Origin of the sequence: Streptomyces sp. NPDC093071 (genome assembly GCF_044754545.1) — a bacterium.
In the GTDB taxonomy this organism is placed as follows: Bacteria; Actinomycetota; Actinomycetes; order Streptomycetales; family Streptomycetaceae; genus Streptomyces.
The window spans coordinates 37558-59864 of record NZ_JBIVPH010000013.1 but is presented as its reverse complement, the minus strand read 5'-3'; the positions used below and the strand labels follow the sequence as shown (position 1 = coordinate 59864).

Below are 22307 nucleotides of genomic sequence, written 5' to 3'. Positions count from 1 at the left end.
GCTCCGCGCGGGGCACCGGGCGCGCCTCCCGGCGCATTCCGGCCGGACCGTGCTCAGATGGGCGGACGCAGCCGACAGCACGGGAAGGTGCGCAGGGATGTCCGAGGCCACCATGAGGGCGATGGCGTACGAGACCTACGGCGGGACGGAGGTGCTCCGCGAGACCCGGCTGCCGCTGCCGAAGGTCGCCCCCGGCGAGGTCCTCGTCAAGGTCCGGTGCGCCTCGGTCAACCCGGTCGACTGGAAGATCATGGCGGGCGGGCTCGACGGCCTGATGGACGTCGTCCACCCCGTGGTCCCGGGATGGGACGTCAGCGGCACCGTCGAACGGGTCGGCATCGACGTGCCCGAGTTCGCGGCCGGCGACGAGGTGATGGCCTACGCCCGCAAGGACTACGTGCACGGCGGCACCTTCGCGGAGTACGTCAGCGTGCCCGTGCGCGCCCTCGCGGCCAAGCCCGCCTCGTTGAACTGGGCACAGGCCGCCGGACTGCCGCTGGCGGGCCTGACCGCGTATCAGCTCCTCACACGGCTGGGCACCGGCGCCGACGACACCGTCCTCGTCCACGGCGCGGCCGGCGGCGTCGGGTCCTTCGGCGTCCAGCTCGCCCGCGCGCTCGGCGCGAGGGTCATCGGCACCGCCTCCCCGCGCAACCACGACCGGCTGCGCGGATTCGGCTGCGAGCCCGTCGAGTACGGCGACGGACTGGCCGACCGCGTCCGCGCCCTGGCCCCGGACGGAGTCGCCGTCGTCGCCGACTTCGTCGGCGGGGTCCTCGACACCACCCTGGCCGTCCTGGCCGACGGCGGACGGCACGCCTCCGTCGCCGATGACACCGTGCTCGGCGCGGGCGGCCAGTGGATCTGGGTCCGGCCGAGCGGCGAGGACCTCGGGGCCCTGGGACAGCTCGTGGACGGGGGCAAGATCACGGTCGACGTCGCCGCGACGTTCCCGCTCTCCGAACTCGGAGCCGCCTTCGACCTCAGCCGCGAAGGCCACACCCCGGGAAAGATCGTCGTCGAGGTCTGAAGCACCCCCACCGGAGCCGTACGGGCTCCTCACTCCGCCAGGATCGTCTCCAGCGCGGCGAACGGGTCCGTCAGCGTCGCCAACCGGTAAGCGGTGTCGTACGCGCCGTCACCGATCTGCTCCCGGGCCGAAAGCTCCGCGCCCCGCCGCAGCGGCCGCAGCTCGGGAGTGCCCCGCTGGGGATGCCCGACCATCTGCCAGAACACCTGCCCCGTCCCGTACGCCGAGGCCGCCTCCTCGCCCCTGGCCAGCGCCGCCAGGGCGACCGCGAGGAGATCGAGGCCCAGGCCCAGGCCGAAGACGTCGCCCAACAGGCGCTTGTCCCGCAGCATGGCCCGTGCGTGACCGGCGGCGTCGGCCGGACGCCCCTCCCGCAGCGCTATCAGCGCCAGCTGGTACTCGGTGTAGGACCGCGTCCAGTGCTCGCCCGCCGAGGCCGAGTCGAGCCGCAGCTCCTCCGCCTCGGCACGGGCCTCTTCGAGGAGACCGGACGCCGTCAGCGCGAAGACCCGCACCAGCCGGCACCGCGCCACCGAGGGCGCCGCCGCGCCCGGCTCGGCCAGCGCGCGGTCCGCGACGGCCAGCGCGTCCGGGGAATCGCCGCGCAGCAGCATCACCAGGCCGCGCAGATAGGAGGCGTCGGCGAGGAGCGTCGCGTCCCGCGCCCGCACCGCGCACTCGTCGGCACGGCCCGCCAGCCGGGCCGCGGCACCGTACTCGCCCCGCAGACAGCGGACCACCCCGAGCACCCACGCCAGCTTGCCCACGACGGCCTCGGGACCGGACACCACCCGCGCGCACTCCTCCACGTAGTGCGCCGCCTCGTGCAGCCGGCCGGAGCACGCCCAGAAGAAGCCGAGCGCCCCCGCCAGCTCCGCCGCCGTCGGGGGATCCGTGGCCAGCAGGTGTTCCAGCGCCGCGCACAGGTCGCCGTAGCAGTCGGCCAGCCGCGCGCAGGCGCTCGCCTGGCCGGGACCCCACCAGGAGTCCTCGGCGGCGAGCGCCAGTTCGTGGAAGCGCCGCGCGTGCCGGTCCGCCGTCGTACGGGTCTCGCCGAGTTCCGCGAGCCACAGCGCCCCGTACTCGCGCACCGAGTCGAAGAGGTGCAGGCGGTCGCCGGACAGGGTCACGACGCTCTTGCGGACGAGCCCCTCCAGGGCCTGCTCCAGGGCGGCCCCGGTGAGCGGCCCGCCGCGGCAGACCCGTACCACGTCGTCCACCGTGGGGGCCGAGCGGAACACCGACAGCCGGGCCCACAGCAGCCGCTCGCGCGGTTCGCACAGCTCGTGGCTCCATCCGATGGTGGTGCGCAGCGCGTGGTGACGCGAGGGGCGCACCGCGCTTTCGGGGCCCTCGGCGAGGGAGAGCCTGCCGCGCAGGAGCCGCGCCATCGCGGACAGCGGCCTCTCCCGCAACTGCGCGGCCGCGAGGACGAGCGCCAGGGGCACGCCTTCCAGCCAGCGGCACACCTCGGCGGCGGCGACGAAGTCCTCGGGCCGCGTCCAGCGGACACCGGCGGCGTCCGCCCGGTCGGCGAACAGCTCCATCGCCTCGGAATCGACCGGCAGGGGACCGAGGGGGAACAGGAACTCGGCCTCCGTGCCCAGCGGCTCACGGCTGGTCGCCAGCACGACGAGCCGCGGGCAGCGCGCCAGGAGGGTCGTCACCAGGGCCGCGCACGCCGCCACGAGGTGCTCGCAGGAGTCCAGGACCAGCAGGACGCGGCGCGTGCCGATCCAGTCGGCCAGCGTGTCGACGGGCTCGCCGGACGAGTGGTCCGACAGGCCGCAGGCGTCGGCCACCAGGGAGGTGAGCAGGGAGGCGTTGGCCAGCGACCAGAGCGGCGCCCAGTGGACGCCGGCGAAGGCCTCGGGCCCGCGGGCGCCGGCGACGCGCGAGGCGAGCCGGGACTTCCCGATCCCGCCCGTGCCCACCAGCGTGACGAGCCGACGCTCGCCCAACCGGGAGACCAGCTCCTCGACTTCCCTGGCCCGTCCGACGAACGGACCGCTCTCCGGCGGCATCCACGTCTCCATTCCCCGCATTCTCCGCCAGGGCGGGGGTCCGGATGCACGCGTTCGACGGGAGTTCTTCCCCTCATTCCTCCGACCGCGCGCGCACCGCGTTGAACTGCGCGCCCGCGAGCAGGGCCAGGTTGGTGAACCACAGCCACACGAGGAAGACGACGATCCCCGCCAGCGAACCGTAGAGGCGGCTGTAGGTCCCGAACTGCGTGTAGAGGGTGAAGACGACCGAGGCGCCGAGCCACAGGACCGCGGCCAGGACACCGCCCGAGAACCCCCGGCGCCTTCCCCTGCCCCGAGCGGGCCCGGTCCGGTAGAGGATGAGGACGAGGCCCGTGACGATCGCCAGGAGCACCGGCCAGCGCAGGACGGCCACGACGTCCGTGCCCGGACGGCCGACGGCCGCCGCGAGCCGGCGGGCCAGCGGGCCGGTCGCGACGAGGCTCGCGGCGCCCGCGACGAGCAGGGCCAGGAGCGCGGTGGCGGTGAGGACGAGGACGTGCGCGGCGCGCAGGGGCGGCCGCGTGTCGGGCAGCCGGTACATCGCGTGCAGGGCGCGGCGGAAGACCGCCAGGTAGCTGGAGGCCGACCACAGCGCGCTCAGGACGCCGCTGATGAGCAGGGCCCACAGGGAGGACGGCGTCGAGGTGAGCCCCTCCAGCGCCTCGCGGAGGACCTGGGCCGACTGCGGAGGAGCGTAGGAGGTGAGGTCGAGGATGAGGCTCTCACGGGTGCCGACCCCGGCCAGCCCCACCAGGGAGACCGAGACGAGCAGGGCGGGCACCAGCGCCAGCACCGCGTAGTAGGTGAGGGCCGCGGCGTAGTCGGCGATGTTGTCGTGCCAGAGGCGTACGGCGGTGCCGCGCAGGGCCGATCGGATCAGCCTCAGCGACTCGGCGGCACGGTTGCCCGGAGGCTTCCGGGGCGTTGAAAGGGTGTTCGCTACCACGATGTCCTCTTGCCCTGCGCCGCCGTTCTCACCCGGGGTTCTCCGACCCGGACCGCGCGAAGCGGTGACGTGCGGCCTCGATCTCGGCCAGGTGGCGGCGGGTCCAGGCGCACATGGCGTTGACCGTGTCGCGCAGTTCCCCGCCCGCCGGGGTGAGCCGGTAGTCCACGCGGGGCGGGACCGTCGCGTGGACGGTCCTGTGCACCACCCCGTCCCGCTCCAGCCCGCGCAGGGTCTGCGTGAGCATCTTGTGGCTGATGCCCTCCACCTCGGTCTTCAGCTCGGTGAACCGCAGCGTCCGGGCCGCCAGGGCGTTGATGATCAGCAGGGCCCATTTGCCGGCCACCCCCGGGAAGATCTCGCGCGCCAGGGAATCGGCGCGTGCCGCGTCCGCGTCCCCGGGCCCGGCCTGCTCGGTTTCCATCAGGTGCCTCTCTCACTGGAAAGTGCGTTCTCCCACGTCAGAACATACTCACCTACCGTGGCCGAGTAACCGGAAGGGATCCGGGAGGGATCCGGAAGGGATCCGGGAGAGAGGAGAACCATGACCATCCTGAAGACCTACGCACGCCTGTGGGTCGACGACCTCGACCGCGCCCTGCCGCTCCTGGAGCGGCTCACGGGCGAGCGGCCCCACCTGCGGCTGACGTTCCACGCGGTCTCCCTCGGGGCCGTCGGCGACTTCCTGGTCATCGCGGGACCGGCCGAGGAACGCGCGAAGTACGCCCACGCCTCCGCGACCGTCGTCGTCCACGACCTCGACGCCCTCCAGGAAACCCTGGAGGGCGCCGGCGCCGTCATCACCACCCCCGCGACCGACGGCCCGACCGGCCGGTTCCTCTACGCCCGCCACGCGGACGGAGCGGGCATCGAGTACGTCGAGTGGAACGCGGAACTGCTCGACAGGCTGCGGGCCCACACGTCGGAACCGCAGGCGGAACGACCTCCGGGGTACCGCAGGCGCCCACGGAGTTCGTAGCCACCCCTCTGCGTCCCGGCGCTTGAAGCGCGCGCTCAGCGCAGCGCCCCGGCGACCACGGAGGCGGCCCGGGCGATCAGCCGGTTGTCGGGCTCCGCCTCCCGGCCGGAGCGGGTCGACAGGATCGCCATCACGATCGGCGCCCCGTCCGGGGGCCAGACCACGGCCATGTCGTTGCGCCCGCCGTACGTCGTCGCCGTCCCCGTCTTGTCCCCGACCACCCACGTGTCCGGCACCCCGGCCCGGATGGTCTCGTCACCCGTCAGATTGGTCTTCAGCCACGTGGTGAGCCGCTCCCGCTCGGGGGCCCGCAGGACGTCGCCGAGCACGAAGGCGCGCAGGTCACCGGCGAGCGCCCGCGGCGAACTGGTGTCCCGGACCTCACCCGGCTTCCAGTCGCCGAGCTCCGGCTCGATCCGGTCCATCCGCGTCACGCCGTCGCCGAGCGACCGCAGCACGGCCTGGAGGCCCTTCGGACCGCCCAGCTCCTCGAAGAGCAGATTGCCCGCCGTGTTGTCGCTGTACCGGACGGCGGCGTCGGCGAGGGCGTCCAGCGTCATCCCCGTGTCGACGTGCTTCTCGGTGACCGGCGACGGCTCGACCAGCTCCTCCTTCGTGTACCGCACGACGCGCTCCATGCCGCTCAGCTTCTCCTTCCGCAGCACGGCCCCGGCGGCCAGGGCCTTGAAGGTGGACGCGTAGGGGAACCGTTCGCGGTCCCGGTAGGCGATCTCGCGGCCGGTGCCGGTGTCGATCGCGTAGACACCGAGCCGGGCGTCGAACGCGCTCTCCAGGGAACGGAATTCACGCCGGTGGGACGCACCGGCCGCATCGGGACCGGAGGACGCGGTGGGGGAGGAGGGCGCGGCGGGGGAGGGCGAGGAGGCTTGTGCCTTCTGCTCGGCGCAGGCGGTCAGCGGGACGAGGACGAGCGCGGCGGCGAACCCCGCGAGGACGCGCCTGACGCGAGTGGGCTGCATGGTACGGACCTCCGGTGCGCCCCGGGCAGGGGCGCGTAGGGGCCGGTCCCGCACGGCACCGGCCCGGTGCGTGTCATGAGTACCGGACCACATTCACCCGCCGCCGTCATGCGGTCCAATGCCGACACGTGCCGTTCCATGCGGAATCGGCATGAAACACGATGGCGCATAGGCTGCGGATCGTGGATCTGGTGGCAGCGAGTCGAGCCTTCGTCAGCGTCGGCGAACACGGCAGTTTCACCGTCGGGGCGGCCGCGGCCGGCATGTCCCAGCCGGTGGCCAGCCGCCGCGTCGCCGCGCTCGAGGAGCACGTGGGCGAGCGGCTCTTCGAACGCACGTCGCGACGGGCGGTGCTCACCCCGTTCGGCCGGGACCTGCTGCCCTCGGCACGGGCCCTGGTGCGCGCCGCCGACGTACTGCTCCACGAGGCCGAGACGGCGCGGCGCCGACCGTGGCGGATCGCGGTGCCCGCCGTCTGCGGCACGGTGGCGCTCGCGCGCCTCGTCGCCGACGCCCGGGCCCTCGGGATCGCCCTCGACCTGCGGGCCGCGCCGCCCGCCGAACGCCGGGACCTGGTCCGCACCCGGCAGGTGCGGGCCGCCGTGCTGGCGGTGCCGTCCGACGAGGCGGTCTGGTCGGTGCCGCTGGGCGTCGCCACGGCCGCCGACCCCGGCGCACGCCGTTTCTGGCTGGAGTCCCTGCGGGTCGGCCGGACCGACCCGGGCCCGGCGCGGAGGCTGTGGATCCAGCCCGAGGACGACGTGCCGCACGTCCGCGACCCGCTGGTACGGCTGCGGGACGCGGCCGGGCTGCGCCCCGCGCAGTTCGTCGCGGCGACCGACCTGACGGACGCGGTGGCCGAAGTGCTGTACGGGGACGACCTGCTGCTCTGCTCGCCCGGACAGGCCGCCGAACTCGGCCTGCACTGGCGCCCGACGGGCGAACCGACCCCGGCCCGGGGGTTCGCGCTCCACGCGGCGGACGGCGGCGACCCGGCCGGAACGGTCAGCCGCCTGGGCCGCGCCCTCGCCCGCTGCCTGGGCGCGGCCGAGGACGGGACGCCGGTGGGGGACACGGGCACGAGCGCGAACGGAACGGACGGGAAACGGAAGGCGGGCGCGTGCGCACCGACACACTGATCGGCGAGGTGGAGCGGCGGCTGGCGGACGGCGGACTGCGGGGCTGCCTCCTGGTGCGCGACCTGCGCACCGGCGAGGAGATCGGCGTCGACCCGGACACCGCCCTCCCCTCGGCCTCCCTGGTCAAGGTCCCCCTGGCGGTGGCGACCTTCGAACGCATCCGGCGCGGCGAACTCGACGGCGCCGCCCCGCTCGACGTCGCTCCGGGACGCAGCACCGCTCCCGGACCCACCGGCCTGACCCGCTTCCGCCACCCCGCGCGGATCGCCGTCGACGACCTGCTCTACCTGAGCACCTGCCTGAGTGACGAACGGGCCGCCGACGCCCTCTTCGGCCTCACCCCGCCCGCCCGTGTCACCGCCCTCCTGCGGGAGTTCGGCATCCACGGCATCTCCGTGCGCCACACCGCCGACGAGCTCAGCGACACCCCCGTCGAACGCTTCGACACCGCCCAGGCCCACCTCGCGCACGCGCTGGCCATCGACGCCGGCACCGGCGGACGCGGCCACCGGGTGCCGCAGCTCGACACGACACGTGCCAACACCGGCAGCGCCAGGGCCTGGGTCGACCTGCTCCAGGAACTCTGGGCGCCCACGGCCCTTCACCCGGGGGTCGCGGAAGCCGTACGCGGACTGATGCTGCACAACGTGCTCCGCCAGCGCCTCACCCCCGACTTCGCCTCGGACGCCACCACCTGGTGGTCCAAGACCGGCACCCTGCTCAACCTCCGGCACGAGATCGGCGTGGTCGAGCACGCCGACGGCGGCGCCTACGCCGTCGCGGTGCTCACCGAATCCCTGGTGCCGGCCGCCGTCCAGCCCGGCGCGGACGCGCTGATGGGCCAGGCGGCCCGGGCGCTGCGCGACCACCTGCGCCACGTCTGACCGGCCCGGCCCCGCAGGGCACGTACAGTACCGGGGGCGCGGCGAGATCACGAGGAGTACGTCTTGACCGCGGTCAGCCTTGAGCACGCCACCGTTCCCGCCGACACCGGCGAGGTCACCCTCCTGATAGCCCGCCGGGTCGACCCCGGCCACGAAGCCGCCTTCGAACGGTGGGCGAAGGGCATCCTCGACACCGCGGCCGCTTTTCCCGGCCACCTCGGGTACGGGTTCTTCCGCTCCTCCGGAGGCGACGCCCCGTGGTTCCTCGTCCACCGTTTCCGAGACGCCGCGGCATGTCGGACCTGGCAGGAGTCGCCCGAGCGCGCGGCCTGGTTCGCGGACTGCGAAGGACACCACCACACCGAGATCGCCCGGCGGAAACTGACCGGCATGGAGACCTGGTTCGCCGAGCCGGGCTCCGTCCGCCCCGCGCCGCCCCGGTGGAAGATGGCGATCGGCGCGACCCTCGCCGTCTATCCGATCTCCGTCCTCGGCGGCCTCTTCCTCCTGCCCCACCTGGCCGCACTCCCGCTCCTCCTCAGCAGCGCCGTCACGGCCTGCGTCTTCAACGTGCTCATGACGTACGTGGCGATGCCGGCCGTCAGCAGGCTCCTGCGCGGCTGGCTCACCCCGTAGCAGCCAGGTCCGTACACAGGGGTCCGTACACCGGGGTCCGTATGGCCGAAGGCGGGTTCTCCGTCGGCCGTGGACATTCCTCCGTGGACATTCCTCGGCACGAGGGCGAACCCTTTCGTGCCCGCCCCGCCTCTCATTCATGAACGTGCGGACGACCCCGTCCGCTCCACGACCCACCGGGAGGAACCCATGACCACCGTCGTCATCGCCACGGCCGCCGCGCTGCTGCTGTGCGCGTGCGCCGTCACGGTGCCGCGCCGCCGGAGGCGTCGGCGTGGCTGACCGCACCTGGCCCGGCGAGACCCTGGTCGCCTCGGCGCAGCGCGGCGACACGGAGGCGTTGACCGCCCTGGTGCACGGCTCGTACCCCCACGTGCACCGGTTCGCGCGCACGCTGTGCGCCACACCCCAGGACGCCGAGGACGCCGCCCAGGAGGCGCTGCTCGTCCTCTACCGCAAGATCGGCATGTTGCGGGCCTCCGGAGCGCTGGCGTCGTGGATGTTCCGGATCGTCCACAACGAGTGCCTGCGCCGTACCCGAGCCCTGCTCTCCCACGGCCCGACCGCCCCGGGCCACTACGGGGCGGCGGACGAGAACCGGACATCCGGCGACGCCGTACGGTCCGCCGAGGAGGAGGCCCTGCTGCTCCTGGAAGCCGAACGCGTCGGTGCCGCCATCGCCGCCCTGCCCGCCGACCAGCGCCAGGTGCTGATCATGCGGGACGTCCAGGGCCTGCCCGGCCGTGCCGTCGCGGGCCGGCTCGGGCTGAGCACCGCCGCGATGAAGTCCCGTCTGCACCGGGCCCGTTCGGCGGTGCGCGAGGCACTGCGCGAAGAGCCGGCATCCACGAAAGGACGAGGACGATGACACCTGACCCCGCCACGACGAGGACGATGACGCCCGCCCCCGTCACGACGAGCGCCGCCTCGTCCGGCGTCCCCGCCGGTGACCGCGCGCCCCGGCGCGGCGGCTTCGCGAGCGCCACCGTCCCGCGCCACCTGGCCCGCGGCGCGATCGGCTTCGGCGCGCTCGTCGGTTCACTGGTTCTGTTCCGGGCCGTCGGGCCCGTGGGGCTGCTGCTCGCCCCGATCGGTCTGGTCGCCCTGCGCGGCTGCCCGATGTGCTGGGCCGTCGGCCTTGTGGAGACGGTCTCCGCCGGGCGGCTGCGCCGCTCCTGCGCCGAGGGGAGCTGCGCGCTGCGACGCACCTGACGATCGTGCCGGGAGCGGACCGGTGCCTCCCGGCGTGACGCCGTGGAAGGTCACCGGCCCGCCCGCCCGGCCCTACTTCAGATGCCGGGTGAAGAACCGGGCCGCGGCGTCCCCCGCGTACGCGGGAACGCCGGTGTGCCCGCCCATGTTGGCGTGCAGCGTCTTCTCCTCGGAGCCGAAGGCGTCGAACAGGTCCAGGGCCGCCTGCCGGTCGTTTCCTTCGTCGTCCCACTGCAGCAGGACGTGCAGCGGCACGGTGACCCGGCGGGCCTCCTCGAACATGGCGGCGGGCACCAGGCTCCCGGCGAACAGCACGGCGGCCGAGACGCGCGGCTCGACCACCGCGAGCCGGATGCCGACGGAGATCACTCCTCCCGAGTACCCGACCGGCCCGCCGATCCCGGGCAGCGACAGGAGGGCGTCCAGGGCGGCCCGCCACTCGGGGACCGCCTCCTCCACGAGGGGGAGGACGAGGGCGTCGACGATCCCGTCGTCGACCGGCCCGCCGGCCTCCAGGGCCCGGCGCAGATCGGCACGGGCCCGTTCGGCTCCGGCCAGCGGGGGCCGGTCGCCGCTTCCGGGAAGCTCGATGGTGGCCGAGGCGAAGCCGTCCGCCGCCGCCTGCCGGGCCCGGTCCACCAGCCGGGGATACATCCTGCGGAGCCCGAGCGGCGGGTGGCCGAGCAGGATCAGCGGCGCCGGTGCGGGGGACGGGGCGGGCGTCCACAGGATGCCGGGGATCCCGCCGAGGGTGAAGGTGCGTTCGAGGACGCCGTCGTCGAGGCGTCGTTCGGAAAGGAAGTGCACGGTCGTGCCTTTCGGGAGTGCTCTGGAACGGCGCTCCCGGACGACCTATCGCCCGACCGTAATTCCTGAGGGGAGCACCCATGTCGATACTGCGTTCACGGGTACCACCTCCTCGTTCTCTCGTACGGCCTCCGGAAACGTAGCAGCGATCGCGACGGTCCGCCAGGAGGAAAGGCGACCACCGCTCCGTCACGCCCCTCCCTTGACCTCCACGGCGTCGGCCACTAGCTTGCGGTCAGCGTCGTCCCACAGCTCCCGGAAGGAGGCGATCCACGGATGTCCACCCACTCCGACCTCGGTCGCCTCGCCGAGTGCACCGCCTGGGTTCCGGGCCAGATCGCGCACGGCTGCTGAACGCGCCCCTTTCTCCCGCGCCCGTCCACGGCGCCTCGCGGGCTTCGTAGTTCCCCGCACCCCCTTCCCGCCCCCCTTTCCGGTACCTCTTTTCCCGCACCTCGCTGACGCACGCCCTCTCGCGCACATCCCTCCCGCGCGGCGCGTCCGAGCACAGAAAGCTGCCCGAACATTGACGAACACAATGAACCGCTCGTCCGCACGCCGAAACGCGGGCCTGTCGTGACGGCGGCGCGCATCACGGTCAACGGCGACGAAGCACCGATCTCACCGGCCGCGCCCCACACCACGGTCCTCGACTTCCTGCGCGAGCGCGGCCTCACCGGCACCAAGGAGGGCTGTGCCGAGGGCGAGTGCGGGGCCTGCGCGGTCCTGGTCGCCCGCCCCGGGACGCACGGCCCCACCGACTGGGTGGCCGTCAACGCCTGTCTGCTCCCGGTCGCGGCCCTCGACGGCCAGGAGGTCGTCACCTCGGAGGGCCTCGCCACCGCCGGTGAGCCCGGCGCGCCGGCCGCCCTGCACCCGGTGCAGGAGGAGATGGCGGTCCGCGGCGGCTCCCAATGCGGCTACTGCACACCGGGGTTCGTCTGCAGCATGGCCGCCGAGTACTACCGGCCCGACCGCCGGGCATCCGCGGACCCGGCTGCCCACACCGACCCCGAGCACGGTCCGAACGGCTTCGACCTGCACGCGCTGAGCGGCAACCTGTGCCGCTGCACCGGCTACCGCCCCATCCGCGACGCCGCCTTCGCCGTCGGCACGCCCGCGGAAGGGGACCCCCTGGCCCGGCGCCGCGAGCAGTCCCCGCCGGAACCGGTGGCCACCGAGTACACCCGGGACGGCCGTACGTTCCTGCGCAGGAACACCCTGGACGAAACGCTGCGGCTGCTGCGGGAACGGCCCGACGCGGTGGTGATCGCCGGATCCACCGACTGGGGCGTGGAGGTCAACATCCTCTCCCGTCGGGCGGATCACGTCGTCGCCGTCGACCGGCTGCCCGAACTGCGCGAACTGCGGTTCGCGTCCGACCACATCGAGATCGGAGCGGCGCTCACGCTCACCGAGATCGAACGCCGTCTCGACGGCGCCGTGCCGCTCCTCGCCGAGCTCTTCCCGCAGTTCGCCTCCCGGCTCATCCGCAACGGCGCGACCCTCGGCGGCAACCTGGGGACCGGATCCCCCATCGGGGACAGCCCGCCGGTCCTGCTCGCGCTCGACGCGTCGGTGGTGCTCGCCGACGCCGACGGCGAGCGCCAGGTCCCGCTGGCGGAGTACTTCACCGGCTACCGGCAGAGCGTGCGCCGCCCCGCCGAGCTGATCCGCGCGGTGCGCGTCCCGCTGCCCCTGGCGCCGGTCACCTCCTTCCACAAGATCGCCAAGCGGCGCTTCGACGACATCTCCAGCGTGGCGGTCGCCTTCGCGCTCGACATCGAGGACGGGACGGTCCGCAAGGCGCGCATCGGCCTGGGCGGCGTGGCCGCCACCCCGATCCGCGCCCTCGCCACCGAGGCCGCCCTGGAGGGCGAGCCGTGGACCGAGGAGACCGTCGAGGCCGCGGCCCGGGTGCTGCGGACCCAGGGCACTCCCATGGACGACCACCGGGCCAGTGCCGCCTACCGCGCCGAGATGCTCGGCCAGAGCCTGAGGAAGCTGTACGTGCGAACCACCGGGGCGGTGTCGTCATGAGCCATCTGTCCGAGCGTCCCCCGAAGCCCGTCGTCGGCGTCTCGATGCCGCACGAGAGCGCCCACCTGCACGTCACGGGCGCCGCGCTCTACACCGACGACCTGGTGCACCGCACCAAGGACGTGCTGCACGCCCACCCGGTCCAGGTCATGAAGGCCCATGGCAGGATCACCGCGCTGCGCACCGGACCCGCGCTCGCCGTGCCCGGCGTGGTCCGCGTGCTGACCGGAGCCGACGTGCCCGGGGTCAACGACGCCGGGATGAAGCACGACGAACCGCTCTTCCCCGACGAGGTCATGTTCCACGGCCACGCGGTCGCCTGGGTGCTCGGCGAGACCGTGGAGGCGGCGCGCCTCGGCGCGGAGGCCGTCGAGGTGGAGCTCGACGAACGGCCCTCCCTGATCTCGCTGCGGGACGCGATCGCCGCCGAGAGCTTCCACGGCGCCCGGCCCGTGATGCTCACCGGCAACGTCGACGCCGGCTTCGCCGACTCCGCGCACGTCTTCTCGGGCGAGTTCCAGTTCTCCGACCAGGAGCACTTCTACCTGGAGACGCACGCGGCGCTCGCCCTGGTCGACGAGAACGGACAGATGTTCGTCCAGAGCAGCACCCAGCACCCCTCGGAGACGCAGGAGATCGTCGCGCACGTGCTCGGGCTGCCCAGTCACGAGGTGACCGTGCAGTGCCTCCGGATGGGCGGCGGCTTCGGCGGCAAGGAGATGCAGCCGCACGGTTTCGCGGCCGTCGCCGCGCTCGGCGCCCGGCTGACCGGCCGGCCGGTCCGGGTCCGGCTCACCAGGACCCAGGACCTGACCATGTCCGGCAAGCGCCACGGCTTCCACGCCGAGTGGAGGATCGGCTTCGACGCCGACGGCCGCGTCCAGGCCCTGGACGCCACCCTGACCGCGGACGGCGGCTGGAGCCTCGACCTGTCCGAGCCGGTGGTCGCCCGCGCGCTCTGCCACATCGACAACACCTACTGGATCCCGAACGCCCGCGTCGCCGGCCGCGTCGCCAAGACCCACAAGGTCTCCAACACCGCCTTCCGCGGCTTCGGCGGACCCCAGGGCATGTTGGTGATCGAGGACATCATGGGCCGGTGCGCGCCGCTGCTCGGCCTCGACCCCATGGAACTCCGGGAGCGGAACTTCTACCGCCCGGGGCAGGGCCAGACGACGCCGTACGGACAGCCGGTCACCCACGCCGAACGGATCTCCACCGTCTGGCGGCAGGTCCAGGACGACGGCGACGTCGCCCACCGCCGGCGCGAGATCGCCGCGTTCAACGCCGCGCACCCGCACACCAAGCGGGGGCTCGCCGTCACCGGCATCAAGTTCGGCATCTCGTTCAACCTCACCGCCTTCAACCAGGGCGGCGCGCTGGTGCTGATCTACAAGGACGGCTCGGTCCTGGTCAACCACGGCGGCACCGAGATGGGCCAGGGACTGCACACCAAGATGCTGCAGGTCGCCGCGACCACCCTGGGCATCCCGCTCCACAAGGTGCGCCTCGCCCCGACCCGGACCGACAAGGTGCCCAACACCTCCGCCACCGCCGCCAGCGCCGGGGCCGACCTCAACGGCGGGGCGGTGAAGAACGCCTGCGAGCAGCTGCGCGAACGGCTGACGCGGGTGGCCGCCACCCGACTGGGCGCGAACGCCTCCGACGTACGGATCGTCGAGGGCGTCGCCCGGGTCCTCGGCGGCGACGGGGAACTGCCCTGGGACGACCTGGTCCGCACCGCGTACTTCCAGCGGGTCCAGCTGTCGGCGGCCGGCTTCTACCGCACCGAGGGCCTCCACTGGGACGCGAAGACGTTCCGGGGCTCGCCGTTCAAGTACTTCTCCTATGGCGCCGCGGCGGCCGAGGTCGAGGTGGACGGCTTCACCGGCGCGTACCGGATCCGGCGGGTGGACATCGTCCACGACGTCGGCGACAGCCTCTCCCCGATGATCGACATCGGCCAGGTCGAGGGCGGCTTCGTCCAGGGCGCGGGCTGGCTGACCCTCGAGGACCTGCGCTGGGACACCGGCGACGGACCGCACCGCGGCCGGCTGCTGACCCGGGCGGCGAGCACGTACAAGCTGCCCAGCTTCTCCGAGATGCCCGAGGAGTTCCACGTGCGCCTCCTGGAGAACGCCACCGAGGAGGGCGCGGTCTACGGCTCCAAGGCCGTGGGCGAGCCCCCGCTGATGCTGGCCTTCTCGGTACGGGAGGCCCTGCGGCAGGCCGCCGCGGCGTTCGGCCCCGCCGGAACCGGCGTGGAACTCGCCTCGCCCGCCACGCCGGAAGCGGTGTACTGGGCGGTCGAGGCGGCCCGCCGGGCCGGCGACGCCGCCCGGCCCGGGGCGGAAGCGTCGCGCGGTGCCTGACATGACCTGGGTCACCGCGGTCGCGCGGCTGCGGGCACGCCGGGAGCCCGGCGTGCTCGTGACCGTCGCGGCCGTGCGCGGTCATGCCCCCCGCGACGCCGGGGCGAAACTCGTCGTGGGGCGGACCGAGACGTGGGGCTCGATCGGCGGCGGCAACGTCGAGGCGGTCGCGATCGACCGGGCCCGGGAGCTGATCGCCGCGCCCGCGCCCGAACCGGAGCTGATCGACTTCGCCCTGAACGACAAGGTGACCAACCGGCACGGCGTGCAGTGCTGCGGGGGGACGGTCTCGATCCTGCTCGAACCCCTGCCGGTGGTACGGACGGTGGCGATCTTCGGCGTCGGACACGTCGGAATGGAACTGGCCCGCATCCTGGCCCGTCAGGACCTCGACCTCCACCTGATCGACAGCCGCTCCGCCGTCCTGGCCGAGGACCGGCTCGCCGTCCTCGCGGACGCGGTGGCGGCGGTACGGGTCCACCACACGCCCCTGCTGCCCGAGGAGGTCCTGGAACAACTGCCGCGCGGCACCCACGTCCTGGTCATGACCCACGACCACGCCGAGGACGCCGCCCTGTGCGACGCGGCCCTGCGCACGCCCCACCTGGGCTCCGTCGGACTGATCGGCTCGTCGGCCAAATGGGGCCGCTTCCGCAAGCGCCTCCTCACGGAAGGCGGCCACGACGAGGCCGCCGTCGACCGGATCAAGACCCCGATCGGACTGGCCGACATCACCGGCAAGGAACCCGCGACCATCGCCGTGAGCGTCGCCGCCGACCTGCTGCGCACCTTCGAGACCGAAGGGAACTGACGCCCGGCCGCCGGCGGAGAGCCGCGCTTCAGGAACGGGGCACGGACGGCAGGCAGGCGGGATCCACCCCGGACAGCTCCACGATGCGGTGCGCCGGCACGCCGGCGGCCAGCGCCTTGTGCAGCAGGGCGTCGCGGCCCTCCTCGCTGTCGCGGTAGGACAGCAGCTCCTCCTCGACGGCCGCCACCGGATCGGTCGCACCGGCCCGGCGCACCCGCTCCAGCTCCTCCCCGTCCAGCGGCACCGGCAGCCGCTCGGCCTCCTCGGGAATCATCCCGGTCTGCTCCGGCGGCACGACGCGCAGCGCCGGGGAGTTCACGTCGGTCCCGTGGGCGTCGAGCCAGGCCCGCACGGCCGGGGTCTCCAGACATTCCAGCTCCCCGACGAGCGAGACGGGCGTGCCCTGCCAGCCCGGGCCGAGGTCGGCGTCGACGAGAAAGAGGTAGGCGTCGTCAGTCATGGCGGTCACTTCCCAGGGGTGTTCCGTGGTGTTCGTTGCGCTTCTGCCTACCCCCTTCCGGCCCCGTCATGACCACCGGCTCGACGGACCGGATCTTCCTGCGCGCACCGCAGCCGGGCGCCGGATCAGCCGACGTGGAGCGAGACGACCTCGTAGGACACCGCCGAGGCGGCGGACAGGCCGCGGCAGGTGAGCCGGAGGGGAGGGGAGCGGTGGGCGCGGACCTCGACCTCGAAGTCCGAGAGGCCGGCGAGGCGGCCGGTGACGCGGATCCGCCACCGGTCGCCCTCGCGGACCGTCTCCTCGATCGCGTAGTCGTGCCGCCCCGACGGGCCCGCGTGCCGGAGCACGGCGGACAGGGCGGCCTGCTGGGACGGGACGAGGTCGGTGTACCCGCGCAGGTGGTTCGCGCCGATGCGGCCCGCCAGGTGTCCTTCGAGCACCGTCACTGCCGAGGCGGCGTCGAGGTTGCCGTAGTAGACGCCGTCGGGCGCGACGACGACGTTGGCGGCGAACCGGTCGCCCCCCACGTGCGTGCACTCCCACACCAGCTCCGGCCAGCGGTCGCTCAGCGCGCGCCCCACCGGACGGCCCCGGACGGCGCAGCAGGCGTCGTGCGTGCCGTGGGCGCAGACCAGGACGACGGGCGGGTGGTCCCGTTCCCCGGGCGAGTCCAGGGCGTCGACGATCTCCACCAAGTCCTTGTCGTTCCGCCAGACGCCCCACTTCTGGCGGTGGGCGCCGTCCCCGTCGTACCGCAGGACGGCCCAGCGCGGCGGATCGTCCGGCCTGCGGCGCCCGTGGCGCCTGATCAGCAGCATCCGGGCGCGCAGCGCCTGGGCGGCGGCGTACACCCGCGCCTTGACCTCCGGGTCGAGGTCGAGGCCGTCGAAGCCGTTGGGCGGCCAGCCGGCCCGGTGCTCGATGAGGATCCAGACCGAGCCGTACGGCGCGGTGCCCGCGAGCGCGTCGCCGCGCAGCCGGGCGGCGTCGGCGCAGAAGAAGCGCGCGGGAGCCGTCATGCTGCCCGCTTCACGGCCCGGCAGGCACCAGGACGCCCGCCCGCAGAAGTCGTTCGACGAAGGGAAGACCGAGGTCACCGGCGTGGTGGACCTCCCCGTCGAGGATCCGGCGCACGGGAGGCAGATCCGCCTCCGGGAAGTCGAGCCAGCCCACGCGGGTGGAGAGCCGCCCGCCGTCGAGCCGTGCCTCCAGCGCCTCGCGCAGCCGCACCGGCGTCGTGGCCGAGAGCCCGTCGACGGCCGCGAGCTGCGCCAGCGGCCCCAAGGGTCCGGGGCGCGCCTGGCCGCGACGGGCGCGGTGGAACAGGGGCGCGGGATCGGCCTCGGCGAGGGCGGCGACGAGACGCCGGCGGACGAGGTCGAGTTCGTCGTCCGGTCCCTCCGCGCCCAGCGGGAGGGAGCCGCGCATCCCGGGATCGTCGCGCAGGAGCGCGAGGGCGGCCCGCGTGAGCTGTTCGGCCAGCGCGTGCCGCGTCCAGACGTGGACGCCGAGCGTCAGGTGGATCGACACCGCGCCCTGCGCCTCGGCGGCGTGCAGCCAGCCGCGCGGCAGGTAGAGGACGTCGCCGGGCGCGAGCACGGTGTCGAGGTGCGCCTCGCCCCGGGCGGCGTCGGCGACGGCGGAGCGGTGGTCGGTCCAGGGCTGGTCGCGCAGCGGGTCCGGGTGCACGGGCTCGTGGACGATCCAGCGCTTGGTACCGGCGATCTGCAGGACGAAGACGTCGTGGACGTCGTAGTGGTCGTCGAACCCGCGGTTCTGCGGCGGGGTGACGTACGCGTTGGCCTGCACCGGGTGCCCCAGCTCCGTGCCGAGCCGCGACGCGAGGTCCGCGACCGGCTCCCAGGTGCGCTGCAGTGCCTGCAGGACCAGGGTGGCGCCGTCGGCGAAGCTCCGCCACAGGGCGGTGTCGTCGAGCTGGTCCGCGACCGTCGCGCCGACCCCTCCGGAGGAGGTGAACGACGATTCGGGGAGGGTGGAGCCGTCCTTGGCGACGCGCAGGAACGGCGTGCGCAGCCCGCGCCGGGAGACCAGCTCGTCCACGGCGGACGCCGAGAACAGGTCGGAGAAGTCACCGGCCCCGCGCGTGAGCAGCGGGGTCCGCCCCCAGACGTCCCGGGCGAAGTCCTCGCGGCTGAGGTGCGTCAGACGCGACTCGAGGACACCGCGGCCGGTCTCGGCGGCGGTGTCCCGAAGCGTCGTGGGGGCCGTGCTCAAACGCCGCGACCGGTCTCGTCGGCCGCGCCGTCGGCGCCACCGTCGTGCACGCCGGGGGTACCGGCCGCGCCGCCGTCCGCGGGGCCTTCGGCGCCGCCGTCGGCACCACCGTCGTGCACGCCGGGCGTACCGGCCGCGCCGCCGTCCGCGGGGCCTTCGGCGCCGCCGTCGGCACCACCGTCATGGACGCCGGGCGTACCGGCCGCGCCGCCGTCCGCGGGGCCTTCCGCACCGCCGTCGGCACCACCGTCGTGCACGCCGGGGGTACCGGCCGCGCCGCCGTCCGCGGGGCCCTCCTGCTGGTTCGGGTCCTGCTCCGGGTGAGTCATGTTTCCTCCTGAGGATCGGACGACCGGGGATCGGTCGGTCCCGCTCGGAACCTCCCCGTACCCCCTACAAGCTCACTCACGCGGCCCGGACCGGCAACCGGAGCGGAAACCGGGACGGGACGAGGACGCGTCAGCCGAGGAGCCTCTCCAGGAGCAGCTTGTGGAAGACGAGGTGAGCCACCAGCGAGAAGGCGACGGAGGTCAGCAGGGCCAGTCCGCGTTCCCTGTGGGTGCGGCCCATGAGCAGCGTCACCAGGACCAGGGCGGCGAGGCAGGCCCACGCCTGGGGGGCGTAGTGCAGGCCCCAGGCGTAGTGGATCGCCTCCATGCCGAAGACGCCCGCGAGGGCGGCGAGACCGATGACGCGCCGGCGCGGACTGTCGCTCCGCCACCAGTGGCCCGCCACCCCGAACAGCGGACCGGCGACGCACGCCATGCCCAGCCAGACGAGGGGGGCGAACAGGGAGCCCATGCCGTCGCGCGCGACCTCCGCGTAGCCGTAGTACCCGACGACGAGACCGGACTCGGCGCACAGCCCCGCGACGGCGGCCACGGGCAGGCCCACCCGCCGGGCCGACAGCGCGCCCGCGACGAACGCGGCGACGGACCAGACCGCGCCGGAGTTGGCGATCTGGTTCCAGGACCCCGGCAGCCAGCCCTGGGCCAGGTTGGTCAGGACGCCGAGGAGGAGCCCTCCGGCACATGCCGACGTCGTCGCGAAGGCCCGGCTCCTTCCGCTCGCGGTGGACACCGGGGCGGTGACGGGGCTGACGGGGGACGCGTTCATGGCGGTACTCGCTGTCTCTTGCGAGGTCGGAGAGGCGTCACGCCTCTGGGTGCAGTGGTGAGGATGCGCGGAACCGGCGGCGCGTTCCCTCGTCGAGGTGGCCAGGCGGGTGGCGGTCAACCGGAGCGCCGTGCTCCGGGCCTGCCGGGAGCCGGAGTACGAGGGGCCGGTGACCGCCCGCCCGGGTGGGCCGGGCCGGGTGGGCCTGGTCGGCCCCGACGGCCGGCACCGTCGAGGCGCGCGGCGGTCGCCCGCCGCGGACGTCGAACAGCCGGCCGAGGTCGGCTTCGTCGCCTCGACCCGGGCCCCGAGCGGAAGACCGGCAGGTGGTCGGCGCGCACAGCTTGCCCTCCCCCCGGGCATCGCCGAGCGCCCGGAGCCGCTCGTCCCGGTGAGCCGGTCGCGGCACCGACCCGCTCACCCGGCACGCGTTCATGCGGGACCCGGTCGTCCGCCACCACCGGCTCACCGACCCGCGCCGGGGGTACTCCGACGACTTGGTCGACCTGGCGCCGGTTCCGCCGAGACAGACACGAGGGGCAGCCGGCCGAGCACGACAGGACGGACCGCGGCCTCGGCGGCCCGCACCAGGGGCTCCAGGACGCCGACCGATTGCGACAGGACGGCCCGGTCGTCCGGCAGGAACCGTCTTCGCCCCCGCGGCCACGGCAGTTGGGCCCCCGGCCCCCTCCCGTTTCCACCGCCCGCCCGCCGGACGGCACTTCGCTGAAGCGGTCATTCCCCATGCCTTGGACCGCAGCACGACGTTCATGGCCATGACACCCGCACGGAGTGGGATGAGTGCGCTCGTCCCACTCCGAAGGAGTCATCGCCTTGAGAAACTTCCTTCGCCGGATCGGCGTCATCGCCGCGGGCACCGCCCTCCTCGGCGGCGCACTGTCCGTCTCACCGGCAGCCGCAGACGACACCGTAGACGTCCAACTCCTCAGCATCACCGACTTCCACGGCCACCTGCAGCCGCCCACCGCCGCGCAGGGCGGCTCCATCCCCACCGGGCGCGGCACCTCGGTCACCGTCGGCGGCGCCGCCTACCTCGCCACCCACCTCGAACGGCTCCGTAACGGCCACCCCCGCTCCGTCACCTTCGCCACCGGCGACAGCTTCGCCGGCTGGCCCTTCGAGGTGGACGCCTTCCAGGACGAACCGACGATCGAGGTCCTCAACAAGCTCGGCGTCCGCTTCTCGGCCATGGGCAACCACGAGCTGGACGTCTCCCCGGAGTTCCTGGTCCAGCACATGCAGGAGGGCCGCTGCTTCGGCCGGATCGACGTGGACAGCTGCTTCACGGACTCCACCGGACGGCGCTTCCACGGCGCAGACTTCGACTTCCAGTCGGGCAACGTCGTCGACGCGCGGACCGGCCGCCCGGTGGTCGACCCGTACCGCGTCGAGTGGTTCACCTCCGCCGGCGGCAAGCGGATACCCGTCGGCTTCATCAGCACCACGGTGGAGGGAGCCGTCACCAACTCGACCTCCTTCCAGCCGAAGCTGCGCGCCCTCGACCAGGCGGAGACCATCGCGCGCTACACCAGGCAGCTCAAGCGGCGCGGCGTCGAGGCCATCGTCCTCAACGTGCACGAGGGCGGCTCGCCGAAGGACACCGCGAACGCGGGCTACGACGCGTGCGACTCCGTCTCCGGCCCGGTCTTCGAACTGGCGAAGAAGGTCCCCGCCGAGATCGACGCCATCGTCACGGGAGACTGGCACTGGCGCTTCAACTGCATGGTGCCCGACCCGGCCGGGGTACCCCGCCCGATCGTGGAGGCGGGCAACCACGGCGCCGTCATCAACGAGATCAACCTCTTCCTCGATCCGAGGACCGGCGAGGTCCTCAGGGACCGCACCCGGTCCGTCAACCACGCGGTGACGCGCGACGTGGCACCGGACCGCGACGTCCAGAGGATCGTCGACTACTGGGTCGAGCGCGGCGCCCGGCGGTTCGCCGAGCCGCTCGCCCGGCAGACGGGCTCCTTCACCCGGACGCCGAACGTCGCGGGGGAGAGCACCGCGGCCGATCTGTACGCCGACGTGCAGTACTGGAACGCCAACCGCACCCGCGCGGGCCGGGCCGACCTGGCGCTGATCTCCGCACGGCCCGCCAAGGGCAGCAACGCCGTCCGGGGTGACTTGCCGTTCGCCAAGGGCGCTCACCCCGCCGACGCGGACGGACGCATCCTGTTCGGCGAGTCCTGGAACGCCTACGGCTACGGAAACCCGGTCCTCACCGTCAGCGTGACGGGCCGTCAACTCGACGCGATCCTCGAACAGCAGTGGCAGAAACAGGCCGACGGGACGGTGAAGTCCGCACCGCTCGCCGTGTCCCGCAACGTCTCGTACAGCTACGACCCGGCCCTGCCGGTCGGCGGCCGCGTCTCTCCCCGCGACGTGGTGATCAACGGCCGCCCGCTCGACCCCGCCCGCACCTACCGGGTCGCCGCCCTCGCCTACACGGTCATCGGAGCCGACGGATACGGCGCCTTCGCCGGCTACACCGCCCCCGTCCGCAACGGCCCCGACCACGAGAGCTTCGTGGACTACCTCAAGGCCCACAAGACGATCTCCCCCGCCCCCCTCGACCGCGTCCGCATCCGCGTCAAGAGCTGACGCGA

General features: G+C 73.7%; 21 protein-coding genes. 11 read left to right on the top strand and 10 right to left on the bottom strand.

Translation table 11 applies throughout. The features are described from left to right. The first annotated feature begins 112 nt into the window (after positions 1 to 112). Positions 113 to 1030: an NADP-dependent oxidoreductase gene (locus tag ACIQD7_RS31410; RefSeq protein ID WP_402446378.1), complete on the top strand. Its 918-nt coding sequence runs from the start codon at positions 113 to 115 to the stop codon at positions 1028 to 1030. A 29-nt stretch (positions 1031 to 1059) separates the two neighbouring features. Here ACIQD7_RS31410 and ACIQD7_RS31405 read toward each other — a convergent pair whose 3' ends face one another. From ACIQD7_RS31405 to ACIQD7_RS31395, 3 genes are all read right to left on the bottom strand, one after another. Then, positions 1060 to 3066 carry an ATP-binding protein gene (locus ACIQD7_RS31405; RefSeq protein WP_402446171.1) on the bottom strand — a complete coding sequence of 669 codons (2007 nt, stop codon included), beginning with the start codon at positions 3064 to 3066 and terminating at the stop codon, positions 1060 to 1062. Between the two features lie 61 nt (positions 3067 to 3127). Continuing rightward, positions 3128 to 4003 carry a YihY/virulence factor BrkB family protein gene (locus tag ACIQD7_RS31400; RefSeq protein ID WP_402446168.1) on the bottom strand — a complete coding sequence of 292 codons (876 nt, stop codon included), beginning with the start codon at positions 4001 to 4003 and terminating at the stop codon, positions 3128 to 3130. 28 nt (positions 4004 to 4031) lie between these two features. Next, positions 4032 to 4427 (bottom strand): winged helix-turn-helix transcriptional regulator, encoded by a 396-nt coding sequence (locus tag ACIQD7_RS31395; RefSeq protein ID WP_402446165.1) that lies wholly within the window; start codon positions 4425 to 4427, stop codon positions 4032 to 4034. Positions 4428 to 4547: 120 nt separating this feature from the next. Here ACIQD7_RS31395 and ACIQD7_RS31390 point away from each other — a divergent pair, with 120 nt between their 5' ends. Further along, a complete protein-coding gene (locus tag ACIQD7_RS31390; protein WP_402446163.1) occupies positions 4548 to 4982 on the top strand; it encodes a VOC family protein in 435 nt (144 codons plus the stop codon). A 35-nt stretch (positions 4983 to 5017) separates the two neighbouring features. On the opposite strand, the gene bla is transcribed toward ACIQD7_RS31390, so the two are convergent. Next, positions 5018 to 5962: a class A beta-lactamase gene (gene bla, locus ACIQD7_RS31385; protein ID WP_402446161.1), complete on the bottom strand. Its 945-nt coding sequence runs from the start codon at positions 5960 to 5962 to the stop codon at positions 5018 to 5020. A gap of 182 nt (positions 5963 to 6144) precedes the next feature. Here bla and ACIQD7_RS31380 point away from each other — a divergent pair, with 182 nt between their 5' ends. The 5 genes from ACIQD7_RS31380 to ACIQD7_RS31360 all read left to right on the top strand — a co-directional run bounded on the left by ACIQD7_RS31380 (position 6145) and on the right by ACIQD7_RS31360 (position 9833). Beyond that, complete coding sequence (locus ACIQD7_RS31380; protein WP_402446158.1) at positions 6145 to 7101, top strand: LysR family transcriptional regulator; 957 nt, start codon at positions 6145 to 6147, stop codon at positions 7099 to 7101. Beyond that, a complete protein-coding gene (locus ACIQD7_RS31375) occupies positions 7083 to 7985 on the top strand; it encodes a serine hydrolase (RefSeq protein WP_402446156.1) in 903 nt (300 codons plus the stop codon). The genes ACIQD7_RS31380 and ACIQD7_RS31375 overlap by 19 nt, the downstream gene beginning before the upstream one ends. Before the next feature lie 63 nt (positions 7986 to 8048). Beyond that, the gene (locus ACIQD7_RS31370; RefSeq protein ID WP_402446153.1) at positions 8049 to 8621 is read left to right on the top strand and encodes an antibiotic biosynthesis monooxygenase; all 573 of its coding nucleotides are present in this window, start codon (positions 8049 to 8051) and stop codon (positions 8619 to 8621) included. 274 nt (positions 8622 to 8895) lie between these two features. Next, positions 8896 to 9489: an RNA polymerase sigma factor gene (locus ACIQD7_RS31365; RefSeq protein ID WP_402446150.1), complete on the top strand. Its 594-nt coding sequence runs from the start codon at positions 8896 to 8898 to the stop codon at positions 9487 to 9489. Beyond that, on the top strand, positions 9486 to 9833 hold the full coding sequence (locus ACIQD7_RS31360) for a hypothetical protein (RefSeq protein ID WP_402446147.1): 348 nt from the start codon (positions 9486 to 9488) through the stop codon (positions 9831 to 9833). Before ACIQD7_RS31365 ends, ACIQD7_RS31360 begins: the two co-directional genes overlap by 4 nt. Before the next feature lie 72 nt (positions 9834 to 9905). On the opposite strand, the gene ACIQD7_RS31355 is transcribed toward ACIQD7_RS31360, so the two are convergent. Next, positions 9906 to 10640, bottom strand: a complete 735-nt coding sequence (locus ACIQD7_RS31355) for an alpha/beta hydrolase (protein ID WP_402446144.1) — start codon at positions 10638 to 10640, stop codon at positions 9906 to 9908. A 576-nt stretch (positions 10641 to 11216) separates the two neighbouring features. On the opposite strand from ACIQD7_RS31355, the gene ACIQD7_RS31350 reads away from it, so the two are divergent. From ACIQD7_RS31350 to xdhC, 3 genes are read left to right on the top strand one after another with little or no spacing between them, the layout of a single operon-like run. Beyond that, a complete protein-coding gene (locus tag ACIQD7_RS31350; RefSeq protein ID WP_402446141.1) occupies positions 11217 to 12680 on the top strand; it encodes a xanthine dehydrogenase small subunit in 1464 nt (487 codons plus the stop codon). Continuing rightward, on the top strand, positions 12677 to 15052 hold the full coding sequence (gene xdhB, locus ACIQD7_RS31345) for a xanthine dehydrogenase molybdopterin binding subunit (protein WP_402446139.1): 2376 nt from the start codon (positions 12677 to 12679) through the stop codon (positions 15050 to 15052). The genes ACIQD7_RS31350 and xdhB overlap by 4 nt, the downstream gene beginning before the upstream one ends. Position 15053: 1 nt before the next feature. Next, positions 15054 to 15863 carry a xanthine dehydrogenase accessory protein XdhC gene (gene xdhC / locus ACIQD7_RS31340; protein ID WP_402446137.1) on the top strand — a complete coding sequence of 270 codons (810 nt, stop codon included), beginning with the start codon at positions 15054 to 15056 and terminating at the stop codon, positions 15861 to 15863. A 28-nt stretch (positions 15864 to 15891) separates the two neighbouring features. Here the strand turns inward: xdhC and ACIQD7_RS31335 are convergent, their stop codons facing one another. The 5 genes from ACIQD7_RS31335 to ACIQD7_RS31315 form a co-directional block, all read right to left on the bottom strand. Beyond that, the gene (locus ACIQD7_RS31335; RefSeq protein ID WP_402446135.1) at positions 15892 to 16323 is read right to left on the bottom strand and encodes a DUF6003 family protein; all 432 of its coding nucleotides are present in this window, start codon (positions 16321 to 16323) and stop codon (positions 15892 to 15894) included. Between the two features lie 125 nt (positions 16324 to 16448). Further along, positions 16449 to 17345: a sucrase ferredoxin gene (locus ACIQD7_RS31330; protein ID WP_402446133.1), complete on the bottom strand. Its 897-nt coding sequence runs from the start codon at positions 17343 to 17345 to the stop codon at positions 16449 to 16451. Positions 17346 to 17355: 10 nt separating this feature from the next. Beyond that, entirely contained in the window at positions 17356 to 18561 is a 1206-nt protein-coding gene (locus ACIQD7_RS31325) for a cupin domain-containing protein (protein WP_402446130.1), read from the bottom strand. After that, on the bottom strand, positions 18558 to 18890 hold the full coding sequence (locus tag ACIQD7_RS31320) for a BatC protein (RefSeq protein WP_078968604.1): 333 nt from the start codon (positions 18888 to 18890) through the stop codon (positions 18558 to 18560). The genes ACIQD7_RS31325 and ACIQD7_RS31320 overlap by 4 nt, the downstream gene beginning before the upstream one ends. A gap of 130 nt (positions 18891 to 19020) precedes the next feature. After that, positions 19021 to 19677 (bottom strand): DUF6518 family protein, encoded by a 657-nt coding sequence (locus ACIQD7_RS31315; protein ID WP_402446127.1) that lies wholly within the window; start codon positions 19675 to 19677, stop codon positions 19021 to 19023. Between the two features lie 834 nt (positions 19678 to 20511). Between ACIQD7_RS31315 and ACIQD7_RS31310 the strand changes: the two genes are divergently transcribed. Then, positions 20512 to 22302, top strand: coding sequence for a bifunctional metallophosphatase/5'-nucleotidase (locus tag ACIQD7_RS31310; RefSeq protein WP_402446124.1), 1791 nt, complete (start codon positions 20512 to 20514; stop codon positions 22300 to 22302). The last annotated feature ends 5 nt before the right edge of the window (positions 22303 to 22307 follow it).

Excerpts from the sequence above, each read along its gene's own strand:
- ACIQD7_RS31410 (WP_402446378.1), top strand. The coding sequence starts at position 113 with ATGAGGGCGATGGCGTACGAGACCTACGGCGGGACGGAGGTGCTCCGC.
- ACIQD7_RS31405 (WP_402446171.1), bottom strand. The coding sequence starts at position 3,066 with ATGGAGACGTGGATGCCGCCGGAGAGCGGTCCGTTCGTCGGACGGGCC.
- ACIQD7_RS31395 (WP_402446165.1), bottom strand. The coding sequence starts at position 4,427 with ATGGAAACCGAGCAGGCCGGGCCCGGGGACGCGGACGCGGCACGCGCC.
- ACIQD7_RS31390 (WP_402446163.1), top strand. The coding sequence starts at position 4,548 with ATGACCATCCTGAAGACCTACGCACGCCTGTGGGTCGACGACCTCGAC.
- bla (WP_402446161.1), bottom strand. The coding sequence starts at position 5,962 with ATGCAGCCCACTCGCGTCAGGCGCGTCCTCGCGGGGTTCGCCGCCGCG.
- ACIQD7_RS31360 (WP_402446147.1), top strand. The coding sequence starts at position 9,486 with ATGACACCTGACCCCGCCACGACGAGGACGATGACGCCCGCCCCCGTC.
- xdhB (WP_402446139.1), top strand. The coding sequence starts at position 12,677 with ATGAGCCATCTGTCCGAGCGTCCCCCGAAGCCCGTCGTCGGCGTCTCG.
- xdhC (WP_402446137.1), top strand. The coding sequence starts at position 15,054 with ATGACCTGGGTCACCGCGGTCGCGCGGCTGCGGGCACGCCGGGAGCCC.
- ACIQD7_RS31335 (WP_402446135.1), bottom strand. The coding sequence starts at position 16,323 with ATGACTGACGACGCCTACCTCTTTCTCGTCGACGCCGACCTCGGCCCG.
- ACIQD7_RS31330 (WP_402446133.1), bottom strand. The coding sequence starts at position 17,345 with ATGACGGCTCCCGCGCGCTTCTTCTGCGCCGACGCCGCCCGGCTGCGC.
- ACIQD7_RS31320 (WP_078968604.1), bottom strand. The coding sequence starts at position 18,890 with ATGACTCACCCGGAGCAGGACCCGAACCAGCAGGAGGGCCCCGCGGAC.
- ACIQD7_RS31315 (WP_402446127.1), bottom strand. The coding sequence starts at position 19,677 with ATGAACGCGTCCCCCGTCAGCCCCGTCACCGCCCCGGTGTCCACCGCG.